Origin of the sequence: Flavobacterium sp. IB48, from assembly GCF_016405855.1 — a bacterium.
Classification (GTDB): domain Bacteria; phylum Bacteroidota; class Bacteroidia; order Flavobacteriales; family Flavobacteriaceae; genus Flavobacterium; species Flavobacterium ginsengisoli.
In genome coordinates this window covers 724,101-737,946 of sequence record NZ_JAEFCA010000002.1, presented here as the reverse complement: position 1 = coordinate 737,946, position 13,846 = coordinate 724,101, and the positions used below count along the sequence as shown (strand labels likewise).

The 13,846-nt window shown below is 33.8% G+C and carries 12 protein-coding genes; 11 read left to right on the top strand and 1 reads right to left on the bottom strand.

All coding sequences use genetic code 11. From position 1 onward, the window contains the following. The first annotated feature begins 150 nt into the window (after positions 1-150). A complete protein-coding gene (locus JC605_RS10200) occupies positions 151-2,421 on the top strand; it encodes a M1 family metallopeptidase (RefSeq protein WP_198856071.1) in 2,271 nt (756 codons plus the stop codon). A gap of 2 nt (positions 2,422-2,423) precedes the next feature. On the opposite strand, the gene JC605_RS10195 is transcribed toward JC605_RS10200, so the two are convergent. Continuing rightward, positions 2,424-2,687: a hypothetical protein gene (locus tag JC605_RS10195; protein WP_198856070.1), complete on the bottom strand. Its 264-nt coding sequence runs from the start codon at positions 2,685-2,687 to the stop codon at positions 2,424-2,426. A gap of 201 nt (positions 2,688-2,888) precedes the next feature. Here JC605_RS10195 and JC605_RS10190 point away from each other — a divergent pair, with 201 nt between their 5' ends. The 10 genes from JC605_RS10190 (at position 2,889) to argH (ending at position 13,827) form a co-directional block, all read left to right on the top strand. Next, on the top strand, positions 2,889-3,524 hold the full coding sequence (locus tag JC605_RS10190) for a GNAT family N-acetyltransferase (protein ID WP_008463114.1): 636 nt from the start codon (positions 2,889-2,891) through the stop codon (positions 3,522-3,524). 64 nt (positions 3,525-3,588) lie between these two features. Beyond that, positions 3,589-4,782, top strand: coding sequence for an argininosuccinate synthase (locus JC605_RS10185; RefSeq protein ID WP_198856069.1), 1,194 nt, complete (start codon positions 3,589-3,591; stop codon positions 4,780-4,782). After that, the gene (argC, locus tag JC605_RS10180; RefSeq protein WP_198856068.1) at positions 4,775-5,752 is read left to right on the top strand and encodes an N-acetyl-gamma-glutamyl-phosphate reductase; all 978 of its coding nucleotides are present in this window, start codon (positions 4,775-4,777) and stop codon (positions 5,750-5,752) included. The genes JC605_RS10185 and argC overlap by 8 nt, the downstream gene beginning before the upstream one ends. 152 nt (positions 5,753-5,904) lie before the next feature. Further along, entirely contained in the window at positions 5,905-7,044 is a 1,140-nt protein-coding gene (locus tag JC605_RS10175; RefSeq protein WP_198856067.1) for an aspartate aminotransferase family protein, read from the top strand. 95 nt (positions 7,045-7,139) lie between these two features. Next, the gene (locus tag JC605_RS10170; RefSeq protein WP_233074082.1) at positions 7,140-8,333 is read left to right on the top strand and encodes a glutamate-5-semialdehyde dehydrogenase; all 1,194 of its coding nucleotides are present in this window, start codon (positions 7,140-7,142) and stop codon (positions 8,331-8,333) included. 97 nt (positions 8,334-8,430) lie between these two features. Next, on the top strand, positions 8,431-9,192 hold the full coding sequence (proB, locus tag JC605_RS10165; RefSeq protein ID WP_198856066.1) for a glutamate 5-kinase: 762 nt from the start codon (positions 8,431-8,433) through the stop codon (positions 9,190-9,192). 122 nt (positions 9,193-9,314) lie between these two features. Then, positions 9,315-10,262, top strand: coding sequence for an N-acetylornithine carbamoyltransferase (locus tag JC605_RS10160; RefSeq protein WP_177209974.1), 948 nt, complete (start codon positions 9,315-9,317; stop codon positions 10,260-10,262). Positions 10,263-10,359: 97 nt separating this feature from the next. Beyond that, entirely contained in the window at positions 10,360-11,136 is a 777-nt protein-coding gene (gene argB, locus JC605_RS10155; RefSeq protein ID WP_198856065.1) for an acetylglutamate kinase, read from the top strand. 278 nt (positions 11,137-11,414) lie between these two features. Continuing rightward, complete coding sequence (locus tag JC605_RS10150) at positions 11,415-12,485, top strand: M20 family metallo-hydrolase (protein ID WP_198856064.1); 1,071 nt, start codon at positions 11,415-11,417, stop codon at positions 12,483-12,485. A gap of 61 nt (positions 12,486-12,546) precedes the next feature. Continuing rightward, positions 12,547-13,827 (top strand): argininosuccinate lyase, encoded by a 1,281-nt coding sequence (gene argH, locus JC605_RS10145; protein WP_198856063.1) that lies wholly within the window; start codon positions 12,547-12,549, stop codon positions 13,825-13,827. Positions 13,828-13,846 lie beyond the last annotated feature (19 nt).

Below are 13,846 nucleotides of genomic sequence, written 5' to 3'. Positions count from 1 at the left end.
TGTAAATATATTTTATAAAATCTAGTTTTTTAAGAAAAAGGCTTAAATTATTTTATTGATAAAATTTTGCTAAAATTAAATTTATGTTTTAAAATTTCTCTGTAAATAGCTTTTTTTTTCATTAATTTGCTACATAAACAGCTAAAAAATATGAAAAAGCAATCTGCAAAAGCCATTTTAACCGCGGCTTTATTTTTTGGGATTTCTTCAGTTTGGGCGCAGCAAACTACGCAGGCGACAACAACAAATCCGGTAAACAATTACAATTATCATGATGCCTTTGGTCCTCATTTTTATACAAAAAATGGTACGACAACTCGTACTGCTAGCGGTCAACCGGGAGCAGAATATTGGCAAAACAGAGCCGATTATCAGATTACGGCAAAATTAAATGCAACTACAAACGAGATTGTAGGTACAGATGAAATTACTTATACTAATAATAGTCCCGAAAAACTGGGGTTTCTTTGGCTGAATTTAGATCAAAACTTATTTAAAGATGATTCTAGAGGAAACGCTGTTGTGCCTTTGACAGGAAGCCGTAACGGAGCGCAAGGACAAGTTTTTGATGGCGGAAACAAAATTAAATCTGTAAAAGTGATTTCTGGAGGAAAAACTAAAACAGAGACAATTGCTAAATACATAGTTACAGATACAAGAATGCAGGTTTTTCTTCCTCAGGAATTAGCGGCAAAAGGAGGTTCTGTAAAAATTAAGATCGAATTCTCTTTCATCGCGCCTTTCGAAGGATCTGATAGAATGGGGGTTTTAGAAACTAAAAACGGAAAAATCTTCACAATTGCACAATGGTACCCGCGTATGTGTGTGTACGATGATGTGAGAGGTTGGAATACTGCTCCATATTTAGGTGCTTCTGAGTTTTATTTAGAATACGGTGATTTTGATGTGAAACTTACTGTACCAGCAAATCACTATGTTGTAGCTTCTGGAGAATTGTTGAACGGTCAGGAAGTGTTTTCTGCCGAACAATTAAAAAGATATAAAGATGCAGCTAATAGCGATAAAACAGTCATGATTCGTACTGCTGATGAGGTTAACGCAACAGCAAACAATAATTCAGGAAGTGAAAAAACATGGCATTATAAAATTAAAAATGCACGTGATTTTTCTTGGGCATCATCTCCTGCGTTCATTTTGGATGGTGCAAAAATTAACCTTCCAAGCGGTAAAAAATCTTTAGCATTGTCTGCTTATCCTGTTGAAAGCGATGGGCAAGGTGCTTATGGCCGTTCTACAGAATATGTAAAAGCTTCAATTGAGCACTATTCTAAACAATGGTTTGAATATCCTTATCCAGCAGCTACAAACGTAGCTGGAAATGAAGGAGGAATGGAATATCCTGGAATTGTTTTCTGCGGATGGAAATCTAAAGGACAAGATCTTTGGGGAGTTACAGATCACGAATTTGGACATATCTGGTTTCCAATGATTGTGGGGTCAAACGAAAGATTATTTGCTTGGATGGACGAAGGATTCAACACATTTATTAATTCATTAAGTACTGCTGCATTTAATAACGGTGAGTACAAAGAACAGCCAACAGATTTACACCAAGAAGCAGAATCTTTCACGCGTCCAGATTTAGAGACTATCATGAGTTCTCCTGATAACATGAAAGAAAAGAATATTGGCATGTTGTGTTATTTTAAGCCAAGTGCTGGTCTTGTTCTTTTAAGAGAGCAGGTTTTAGGAAAAGAACGTTTCGATACTGCTTTTAGAACTTATATTGAGCGTTGGGCTTATAAACATCCTCAACCTGATGATTTCTTTAGAACGATGGAAAATGTTGCTGGTGAAGATTTAAGCTGGTTCTGGAGAAGCTGGTATGTAAATAATTGGAGATTCGATCAAGGAATCAATTCAATTAAATATGTAAAAAATGACCCTTCAAAAGGAGTGATTATTACAGTTGAGAATTTTGATAAAATGCCAATGCCAATTGTTTTAGATGTGAAAACAAAAAGCGGAAAAGTGACGAGAGTTAATCTACCAGTAGAAATCTGGCAACGTAATAACAGCTGGTCATTTAAACATAATTCTACAGAAGAAATTGAAAGTATTATTTTGGATCCTGATCATGCTTTCCCTGATAATAATGAATCTAATAATGTTTGGACTGCAGGCACGGGTAAAGTAGAAAAAGCGATTATCATAGATGGTTATTTAGGTAATTATGTTACGGCTAAATCTCCTTTAACGATTAATTTGGTTGACAGAAATAGTGTTTTAACAGCTGAACTTCCAAATTATCCGAATTTTTCTTTAGATCCTGTTCCAAATGAAAAAGATACTTTTGAATCGCCTAGAGCTGGATTAAAATTTAAATTTAACGAAGCTAAAACTGGTTTTGACATGACGATCTTAGGAAACGGTCAAGTTATGCAGTTTACGAAAAAGTAATTTCACTTTTGTAAAATATTCAAAACCCGATAATTATAAATAATTATCGGGTTTTGTTTTTCTTTATATTCACAAAACGTAAAAAAAATGTTAGAATTTAAATTTTTTGTTTTGGAAATAAAAAAATAATGTACTTTTGCACCGATGAATAAAATAAGTTTACATATAACTTCTTTGTCACGGACAAACTCACCGATTACTTCTCCCGAAGTACGGACACTATCTTTATAGTGTTCACTGAGTTTTATAGCCGTATATTTATTCATATCCATTTTTCATTTTGAAATCACATAATTTGTCCATTGGACAAACACATCCTAAAAGTATTTATTATTTTGTGAATTTTCTTAATCAATGTTTTGATTTTGAGAATGTTACTTCTTTTATGCTTAATTTTATTGGATTCAATTCTGGATTTCAAGCGAATCAATATGCTTTAATTTTTAACTCTAACTTCAATAATTGAAATGAAGATCTCTATTGTTGTAACTCAAGAAGAACATTTTAAGTATGCGCAGGAAATCTGCGATACGATAGAATCATCTGCCTTATTAAGAGGTACGGGGATTGCTAAAAGAACTCCTGAGTACATTCAGAAAAAAATGGCAAATGGTGATGCAATGATTGCTTTGGCTGACGGAAAATTTGCAGGTTTTTGCTATATAGAAAGCTGGCAGCACGGAAAATTTGTTGCTCATTCTGGATTAATTGTACATCCTGATTATAGAAGTCATGGTTTGGCAAAAAAGATAAAATCGAAAGTTTTTGATTATTCTTTAAAGAGATTTCCAGATGCTAAAATCTTTGGTATTACAACTGGTTTGGCAGTTATGAAAATTAACTCTGAATTAGGTTATAAACCAGTTCCGTTCTCAGAATTAACAACCGATCCAAGTTTTTGGGCGGGTTGTAAAACCTGTACTAACTTCCCGATTTTACAAAGCAAAGAAAACAAAATGTGCCTTTGTACAGGAATGTTATACGACCCTAAAGAAAAACAAAAAACGCCACCAAGACATCCTTTTAACGAGGCTGTTTTAAGCAGACTTAAAAAAATTAAACAGGCATTATTCTTAAACAAAATCTTGTCATTATTTGTCTAAGTCAAATTAACTAGAAAAAATCTCAAACTGCTAAATACGAAAGTATTAGCCAAAATTATAAAAAATGAAAAAAGTAGTATTAGCTTATAGCGGAGGATTAGATACCTCGTATTGTTTGAAATATTTAAAAAATGAAAAAGGATACGAAGTTCATACTGTTCTTGTTGACACAGGAGGATTTTCTGCTGAAGAATTAACAGCTATTGAAAAAAGAGCTTACGAGTTAGGAAGTGCACAACACGCCAACTTAACAATTTTAGATAAATATTACGATAAAGCTATCAAATATTTGATTTTCGGAAACGTATTAAAAAACAATACATATCCATTATCAGTAAGTGCTGAACGTGTTTTCCAAGCAATTGAAGCTATAAAATATGCGAAAAAAGTAGGAGCTACTGCAATCGCTCACGGAAGTACTGGTGCAGGGAATGATCAAATTCGTTTTGATTTGATTTTCCAAACTATTGCTCCAGAAATCGAAATTATTACTCCAATTAGAGATTTAAAACTTTCAAGACAAGAAGAAGTAGATTATTTAGCTCAAAACGGAGTTCACTATTCTTGGGAAAAAGCACAATATTCTATCAATAAAGGACTTTGGGGAACAAGTGTTGGAGGAAAAGAAACTTTAACTTCAAGTCAGCCATTGCCAAGTGAAGCGTATCCTTCGCAATTGCAAAAAGAAGGCGAAGAAAAAGTAACCCTTCATTTTGAACAAGGAGAATTAGTTGGTTTAAACGGAAAAACAGATAAACCTTCAAATAATATTGTAGCTCTTGAAAAACTGGCAAGCGCTTACGCAATTGGTAGAGATATTCACGTTGGAGATACAATTATTGGAATTAAAGGAAGAGTTGGTTTTGAAGCTGCTGCTCCGTTAATTATTATCAAAGCGCACCATTTGTTAGAGAAACATACTCTTGGAAAATGGCAGCAATACTGGAAAGAGCAATTAGGAAACTGGTACGGAATGTTATTCCACGAAGGTCAGTTCTTAGATCCAGTAATGAGAAACATCGAAACTTTCTTGCAAGACACACAAAAAACAGTAAATGGAACCGTAACAGTTTCATTAAAAGCATATCATTTCTCACTTGATGGAATCGAATCTGAAAACGATTTAATGAACACAGGTTTTGGACAATACGGAGAAATGAACAATGCTTGGACATCTGACGATGCGAAAGGATTTATTAAGATTTTAGGAAATGCACAAAACATATTCTCATCTGTAAACAAATTAGATCATGATTAATGTCGGAATTATTGGTGGTTCGGGCTACACAGCCGGAGAACTCATCAGAATTTTAATGTATCATCCCAAAGTAAACATCGATTTTGTTTACAGTACAACAAATGCTGGAAAGCCACTTTCTGTAGCGCACCAAGATTTGATGGGTGATATTGAAATGAATTTCACAGCTGAAATCAATCCAAATGTAAATGTTGTTTTCTTGTGCTTAGGGCATGGAAAATCAATTTCATTTTTGAAAGAAAATCAGTTTGCAAGTCATACTAAAATCATCGATTTAGGAAATGATTTCAGGCTGAATAAAGATGCCCATTTCGAAGGAAAAGATTTTGTTTACGGATTGCCTGAAATCAATAAAGCCGAAATCAAAAAGACAAATTATATTGCAAATCCAGGTTGTTTTGCAACGGCTATTCAGTTGGCATTATTGCCTTTAGCCGAGCATAATTTGCTAAATAATGATGTTCATATTAATGCAACAACTGGAAGCACAGGAGCAGGAGTAAGTCTTTCAGAAACTTCTCATTTCAGTTGGAGAAATAACAATATGTCACATTATAAAGCTTTTGAGCATCAACATTTGGGAGAAATCGGAGAAAGTTTAGTTCAGCTGCAGGATGATTTTGACAGCGAATTGCTTTTTATTCCGAATAGAGGAGATTTTCCAAGAGGAATTTTTGCAACCTTATATACATTATGCGATGATAGTTTGGAGCAATTGGTTGCTAAATACGAAGATTTCTATAAAAATGAACCTTTTGTAACCGTTACCACAACAAATATCAACATGAAACAAGTGGTGCAAACGAATAAATGTATTATTAGTTTATTGAAAAAAGGAAACCGGGTTCTCATAACATCAATTATCGATAACTTAACCAAAGGTGCTTCAGGACAAGCGATTCAAAACATGAATTTAATGTTCGGTTTAGAAGAAACCACAGGTTTACATTTGAAACCAAGCGGATTTTAATTTTTTAGTTTCAAGTTTAAAGTTTCAGGTTTCACGTTCTGTACGTGACTTGAAATTGATACAAAGAAATATAAACTAGTTTCAAGTTTAAAGTTTCACGTTGCAAGTTAACTTGAAACCTGAAACCTGAAACAAAATAAACAAAACAAGAAATGAACTTATTCAACGTTTACCCATTATACGACATAACTCCAGTAAAAGCAGTAGATTGTACAATTATTGACGACAAAGGAGTAGAATATTTAGATTTATACAGCGGACATGGTGTGATTTCTATCGGACACACACAGCCGGATTATGTAGCAAAATTAAAGAATCAGATCGATAATTTAGGATTTTATTCGAATGCCATTCAGAATCCTTTGCAGGTGGAATTGGCTCAGAAATTAGGAAAACTTTCTGGTCTTGAAGATTACGAATTGTTTTTATGCAGTTCTGGAGCTGAAGCAAATGAAAATGCTTTGAAATTAGCTTCTTTCCATAACGGAAAATCAAGAGTTGTAGCTTTTGATAATTCTTTCCACGGAAGAACTTCTGCAGCTGTTGCGGTTACGGATAACAAAAAAATTGTTGCTCCAATTAATGCACAGCAAGTAGTTACTTTTTTACCTTTAAACCAAATCAAATTAGTTGAAGCTGAATTGGCTAAAGGCGATGTTACAGCAGTAATTATCGAAGGAATTCAAGGAGTTGGAGGTTTAGATCAAGGAACAACTGAATTTTTCCAAGCTTTAGAAAAAGCATGTAAAAAACACGATGTTGTTTTGATTTTAGACGAAGTGCAATCTGGATACGGAAGAAGCGGAAAATTCTTCGCTTTCCAACACCACGGAATTAACGCTGATATTATTTCAGTTGCAAAAGGAATGGGGAACGGATTTCCAGTTGGAGCTATTTTAATTTCTCCAAAATTCGAAGCAAGTTTCGGATTATTAGGAACGACTTTTGGTGGAAGCCATTTATCTTGTGCAGCAGGAATTGCGGTTTTAGATGTGATTGAAAAATTGGATTTACAGAAAAATGTAAACGAAGTTTATACATATTTCTTAGAAAAAATCAAAGAAGTTGAAGGTATCAAACAAGTAAAAGGAAAAGGATTAATGCTTGGAGTTGAGTTTGATTTTGATGTTGCAGCTTTAAGAAAGAAATTAATCATCGAAAAACACATTTTTACAGGTAGCGCGAACAATAAAAATCTATTAAGAATTTTACCGCCTTTAACTGTCAAAAAAGCAGATATCGATACGTTTGTAAAAGCTTTAAAAGAAAGTTTAGAAGAATTAAAAAACTAAACACGCAATTATCCTAACAGGTTTTTAAAACCTGTTAGGTATCAATAAGTTTCTATAAAAAGAACAACCAAAAAACAACCAACCCACTTGAAATTATGAAACCATTATCAATTGAAACACGTAATGCGGTTTTGCGGACTATGGCAAAGCTGGTCGAGCAGGAGCGGAATGAGATAATCTTGACTAATCAGGAAGATCTTGCCGATTACGACGGCTCAGATTTAGCGATGGAAGAACGCCTGAAAGTAGATGATAAAAAAGTCGACGAGATGATTTTGTCATTAAACCAATTGGCTTCTCAGGAAGACCCCGTTGGCGTTGAGCGTTTTCATTTTACGCATGATAATGGAATAAAAGTGGTCAACAAAACCGCTGCTTTTGGAACAATTTTAATTATTTATGAATCCCGTCCAGATGTTACCATTGAAGCGGGCGGAATTGCTTTTAAATCTGGAAATAAGATTTTATTAAAAGGAGGAAAAGAGTCTTTAAAATCAAATCTTAAAATTGTAAGTCTTTGGCATAAAGCTTTAGAAGAAAACGGAGTTTCAAAAGATTGGGTGGAATATCTCAATTACAACCGAACAGAAACTCAGGCTTTTTTAGAAAAACCAACTCAAAAAGTAGATTTAATAGTTCCAAGAGGCGGAGAAAAACTAATTGAATTCGTAAAAGCGCACGCAACTTGCCCAGTAATAGTAAGCGGACGCGGAAATAATTTCGTTTACGTTCATGAAAAAGCAGACACTGATTTAGCATTAAAAGTAATTTTAAATGCTAAAACAGCTAAAATTTCAGCTTGTAATGCTTTAGATAAAGTTTTAATTGATTCAAAACTTCCCAATTTTGAAGGTTTCACAGCAATGTTAGTTGAAGCTTTAATTGAATCAAAAGTAGAAGTTATTGTAGATAAATCTTTAGAGTATTTCGAAAATACCAAGACGATCGAAAACGAAGATATTTGGTATGAAGAGTTTCTAGATTATAAAATCGTAATTGGAACCATCGATTCTCAGGAACACGCCATTAATATGATTAATAAGTACTGCGGAGGACATTCTGCAGCAATTATTACGAGAGATAATGAAGCTGCACAGCAGTTTATGGAATCAATAGACGCAGCAGCAGTTTACCAAAATGCTTCAACCCGTTTTACAGACGGCGGACAATTTGGTCTTGGTGGAGAATTAGCAATAAGTACAGATAAATTGCATCAACGCGGTCCAATCGGTCTTCAACATCTCGTAACAAACAAATGGTACGTTTACGGAGAAGGACAGATTAGGTAATTGGATAATATGAAAATTGAGGCAATTAGATAATTAGATAATTCTAAAAAAAAACTTAGAATCTCAGCATCTTAGAACCTTAGTATCTTTAAATAAAATGACAAAAAAACGGATTTTATTAAAAATAGGAAGTAATACTTTAACCAAAGAAACCAATCATATTTCGCGGGGAAAGATTGAAGATCTTGGAATACAGATTGCGGCTTTAAATGATGAATATGAATTTATCATCGTAAGTTCAGGAGCAATTGCAGCAGCAAAACAGTTTGTGAAGCTGGATAATCAGGATAAAGATGTTTTTGTAAAACAGGCTTTAGCTTCAATCGGACAGCCACATTTAATGCGGATTTACAATGAGAATTTTAAGGATTTAGGATTGAATACTTCACAATGTTTACTTTCTTATTCTGATTTTGAAAAAGAGCAGACCAAAAAGAACATCGTAAATACCATTAATGTATTAGTCAAAAATAATTACATTCCGATTATTAATGAAAATGATACCGTTGCTACAGATGAGATTCGGTTTGGAGATAATGATAAATTAGCTGCCTTGACAGCAGTTCTTTTAAATGTTGATATTCTGATTATTGCGACCAATACAAATGGAATTTATACAAAAGAATCCATTAATGATGAAGTTCCTCAAACAATTAAATTGGTAAATGATTTAAAATCGCTGGAAAAAGAAATCGGCGAATCAAAATCATCACACGGAACAGGAGGAATGCAATCTAAAATAGAAGCAGCAGGAATCGCAAAAGCAGCCAATATTGAAACCTGGATTGTAAATGGTTTAAATGATAATTTTATTTTAAAGGCATTAAAAGACGAAATTCCTTTTACGAAAATCGTTTAATTGTTAATTCGGTTAATCGATTAGAAACTAAATATATAAAATACAAAATGGACGAAAGTTATATTTGTTTAACTCGCAAGACGATTAAACAAATCAACGATTAACCGATTAAACAAAAAGACATGAACTATATCTCAATAAAAGACATCAACTCATTATCAAAATGGGTAAAACAAGCGATTAAAATCAAAAAGAATCCGCTTAAAAATCAAAGTTTAGGAAAGAATAAAACTCTGGGAATGTTATTCTTCAATCCAAGTTTAAGAACGCGTTTGAGTACTCAAAAAGCGGCAATGAACTTAGGAATGAACGTAATGGTAATGAATTTTACCAACGAAGGATGGACATTAGAATTCGAAGATGGAGCTGTGATGAATTCTGGTGCTTCAGAACATATCAAAGAAGCAGCAGAAGTAGTTTCTCAATATTGTGATATTATTGCAATTCGTGCTTTTGCAGGTTTGGTTGATAAAGAAAAAGATTATCAGGAAACTGTAATTTCAGGATTTTTGAAATACGCTACAGTGCCAATCGTAAACATGGAAAGCGCTGTACGTCACCCATTGCAGTCTTTGGCAGATGCCATTACAATGGAAGAATTTAAAACAAAACATAAACCAAAAGTGGTTCTTTCTTGGGCGCCGCATCCAAAAGCTTTGCCTCAAGCAGTTGCGAATTCATTTGTAGAAATGATGCAGATGCAGAAAGATATGGATTTTGTAATTACACATCCAGAAGGTTATGAATTAAGTCCAGAAATTACAAAAGATTGCACAATTGAATACGATCAAAACAAAGCTTTCGAAAATGCTGATTTCGTTTATGTAAAAAACTGGAGTAACTTCAACGATTACGGAAAAGTAACCAACAGCGATCCAAACTGGACAGTTACTGCCGAAAAAATGGCTTTAACCAATAACGGAAAATTCATGCACTGTCTTCCGGTTCGTCGTAACGTAATTGTAAGTGACGAAGTTTTAGATGGAGAAAATTCAATCGTAATCGAACAAGCGAACAATAGAACGTATTCAGCACAATTAGTTTTACAAAAGATTCTTAAAAAAATATAATTTTTCGAAGTTGCTAAGATTCTAAGCTACTAAGATGCTAAGAAACTTTGCGCAGAAAAAAACTTAGTATCTTAGAATCTCAGAACCTTAGAATCTTATGAAGAAAGTTACCGTAATAAAAATAGGTGGAAACATCATTGATAATCCAACAGAATTAGAACAATTCTTAACCGATTTTTCTAAAATTGAAGGCTATAAAGTTTTAGTTCACGGCGGAGGAAAATCGGCTACAAAAATGGCACAGAGTATTGGTTTAGTTCCGCAAATGATTGACGGACGCCGAATTACAGATGCTCCAATGCTTGATGTTGTAGTGATGATCTACGCTGGACAAATCAATAAACATATTGTGGCGCAATTGCAGGCAAAAGACAATAACGCAATTGGTTTTTCTGGAGCTGACGGAAATTTAATTCAGTCAACAAAAAGGAATCACCCAACAATTGATTACGGATTTGTAGGCGACGTAAAACAAGTCAACACCAAATTACTGGCAACTTTATTGGAAGCTGGAGTTGTTCCCGTTTTCTGTGCGATTACACACGACAAAAACGGACAATTATTAAACACTAATGCCGATACTATTGCAAGTGAATTATCAATTGCTTTATCTGAAGTTTTTGATGTGACGCTAACATATTGTTTTGAAAAACAAGGCGTTTTACAAGATTCAGAAGACGATTCATCTGTAATAACAGAAATCAACGAGCCATTATACAATAAACTAAAAGAAGAAAAAGTAATCCATTCTGGAATGATTCCAAAATTGGATAACTGCTTCAATAGTTTATCTCGAGGTGTACAGAAAATCAAAATTGGACATCATAAAATGCTTCAAAACTCAGATATTCCGCATACAACGATTACATTATAAAAATTGTCGCCAAGAATTGACACTAATTTTATCTGTTAAAAGAGAAAATAATTTTAGATGAATATTAAAAAAATCATTTTGATTTTAAATCTAAAACCAAAAAATAATTTGCGAAAATTCGTGTAATTAGTGGCAAAAAAACAGAGTTGCGCAGTACTTTTAAAATTTAATTTTGGAAATTTGCGCAAATTAAAAATGTCGCATATTATTTAGTTAAGAAAGTAAAAACTTAAAAAAAACTTAGCGACTTAGCGCCTTTGTGGCAAGAGCACAACAAAATGAAAAATATAGATACGCTTACCCAGGAAGCAATTAGTTTATTAAAAAGCTTAATCGAAACTCCTTCATTTTCAAGTGAAGAAGACCAAACAGCTCTTTTAATCGAAAATTGGTTCAATCAGAATGAAATTCCTTTCAAGAGAGAAAACAACAATGTGTGGGCTTTCAACAAATATTTCGACGAAAACAAACCAACACTTTTACTAAACTCACATCACGATACTGTACGCCCAAATCAAGCTTACACCAACGATCCATTTAAAGCGATTGAAAAAGATGGAAAGCTATTCGGTTTAGGAAGTAATGACGCAGGAGGATGTTTAGTTTCATTGCTAGCAACATTTGTTCATTTCTATGAAAATCAAAACCTTTCTCATAATATTGTAATTGTAGCTTCTGCAGAAGAAGAAAGCAGCGGGAAAAATGGTTTGAACAGCGTTTTAAAAAGCTTGCCAGAACTAGATTGCGCGATTGTTGGAGAACCAACTTTAATGCAATTGGCAGTTGCAGAAAAAGGGTTATTAGTTCTTGATGTAAAAGTAAAAGGAACCGCAAGCCACGCCGCACATCAAAATGACGACAACGCTTTATACAAATCAATTCCAGTAATGGAATGGTTTAAAAACTATAAATTCGACAAAATCTCAGATGTTTTAGGTCCTGTAAAAATGACCGTAACGCAGATTAATGCAGGAAAGCAGCATAATGTAGTGCCGTCAGAATGTGATTTGGTTGTAGATATTCGCGTAACAGATCGTTATACAAACGCTGAAATTCTAGAAGTGGTTAAAGCAAATGTAAACGCAGAAGTAACACCAAGATCAATGCACTTAAATGCTTCTTCTATTCCGGTTTCGCACGGTTTGGTTCAAGCAGGAATCGCATTAGGAAGAACAACTTATGGTTCGCCAACACTTTCAGATCAATCGGTTTTAAGTTGTCAGTCTTTAAAATTAGGACCAGGAGAAACATTGCGTTCGCACTCAGCAGACGAATTTATTTTTGTAAATGAAATTGAAGAAGGAATCGATTTGTATATCAAAATACTAACTGATTTCTTTAAATTATAATTGAAATGAAATTAAACCCGACAGTTTTTTAAAACCTGTCGGGTTTGTAAAAATAAGACCTATGAAACTTTGGGAAAAAGGAATACCAACAGATAAACAGATCGAACAATTTACAGTCGGAAATGACAGAGAATTGGATTTGGTTTTAGCAAAATATGATGCTTTAGGTTCAATTGCACACGCCAAAATGTTGGGACAGATCGGTTTATTGACTCAAGAAGAAACAACATCTTTAGTTGATGCATTAAACGAAATCATTGCGGATATCGTTGTTGGAAATTTCGAAATCGAAGACAGTTTTGAAGATGTGCATTCTAAAATCGAATATCTTTTAACAGTAAAACTAGGTGATGCAGGAAAGAAAATCCACACGGCACGTTCTCGTAACGATCAGGTTTTAGTAGATGTTCATTTGTATTTAAAAGATGAATTAAAAGCGATAAAAGAACAAGTAAAGACCTTGTTTGACTTATTGATGGAATCGGCAGAAAAACATCAAAACGTATTATTGCCAGGTTATACACATTTACAAATCGCAATGCCTTCTTCATTCGGAATGTGGTTTTCTGCTTATGCTGAAAGCTTAATTGATGATGTAACTATGTTGAACGCAGCTTCTAAAATTGTAGATCAGAATCCATTAGGTTCTGCTGCTGGTTATGGAAGTTCATTTCCAATCAATAGAACATTTACAACAAAAGAATTAGGTTTTGAAACTTTAAAATACAATGCTGTTGCAGCTCAAATGAGCCGTGGAAAAGCTGAGAAAACTGTTGCTTTTGCCATGACAAGCGTTGCGGGAACATTGTCAAAATTTGCAATGGACGTTTGTTTGTATATGAGCCAGAATTTTGACTTTATTGGTCTTCCGGCGCATCTTACAACAGGTTCTAGCATTATGCCTCACAAAAAGAATCCGGATGTTTTCGAATTAATCAGAGGAAAATGCAACAAGATTCAGGCGCTTCCTTACGAAATTACTTTAATTACCAATAATCTTCCAAGCGGGTATCACAGAGATTTACAGCTTTTAAAAGAAGGTTTATTTCCAGCGATTCAAACTTTGAAATCTTGTCTGGATATTGCAATTTTCTCGATAAAAGATATCACTGTAAAAGATCGTATTTTAGAAGATAAAAAATACGATTATTTGTTTACTGTAGATACTTTAAACGAAATGGTTGTTGCTGGAATGCCGTTTAGAGATGCTTACAAAGCTGTTGCAGAACAATTGGAAGCTGGAACATACAAGTCTCCTAAAGAAACCAAACATACGCACGAAGGAAGTATCAATAATTTATGTTTAGATGCGATAAAAGATAAAATGAAAGCAGTTTTATAAAGAAACAATTTTTAGAATG

Excerpts from the sequence above, each read along its gene's own strand:
- argC (WP_198856068.1), top strand. The coding sequence starts at position 4,775 with ATGATTAATGTCGGAATTATTGGTGGTTCGGGCTACACAGCCGGAGAA.
- JC605_RS10185 (WP_198856069.1), top strand. The coding sequence starts at position 3,589 with ATGAAAAAAGTAGTATTAGCTTATAGCGGAGGATTAGATACCTCGTAT.
- JC605_RS10150 (WP_198856064.1), top strand. The coding sequence starts at position 11,415 with ATGAAAAATATAGATACGCTTACCCAGGAAGCAATTAGTTTATTAAAA.
- proB (WP_198856066.1), top strand. The coding sequence starts at position 8,431 with ATGACAAAAAAACGGATTTTATTAAAAATAGGAAGTAATACTTTAACC.
- argH (WP_198856063.1), top strand. The coding sequence starts at position 12,547 with ATGAAACTTTGGGAAAAAGGAATACCAACAGATAAACAGATCGAACAA.
- JC605_RS10170 (WP_233074082.1), top strand. The coding sequence starts at position 7,140 with ATGAAACCATTATCAATTGAAACACGTAATGCGGTTTTGCGGACTATG.
- JC605_RS10190 (WP_008463114.1), top strand. The coding sequence starts at position 2,889 with ATGAAGATCTCTATTGTTGTAACTCAAGAAGAACATTTTAAGTATGCG.
- JC605_RS10160 (WP_177209974.1), top strand. The coding sequence starts at position 9,315 with ATGAACTATATCTCAATAAAAGACATCAACTCATTATCAAAATGGGTA.
- JC605_RS10175 (WP_198856067.1), top strand. The coding sequence starts at position 5,905 with ATGAACTTATTCAACGTTTACCCATTATACGACATAACTCCAGTAAAA.
- JC605_RS10200 (WP_198856071.1), top strand. The coding sequence starts at position 151 with ATGAAAAAGCAATCTGCAAAAGCCATTTTAACCGCGGCTTTATTTTTT.
- argB (WP_198856065.1), top strand. The coding sequence starts at position 10,360 with ATGAAGAAAGTTACCGTAATAAAAATAGGTGGAAACATCATTGATAAT.
- JC605_RS10195 (WP_198856070.1), bottom strand. The coding sequence starts at position 2,687 with ATGAATAAATATACGGCTATAAAACTCAGTGAACACTATAAAGATAGT.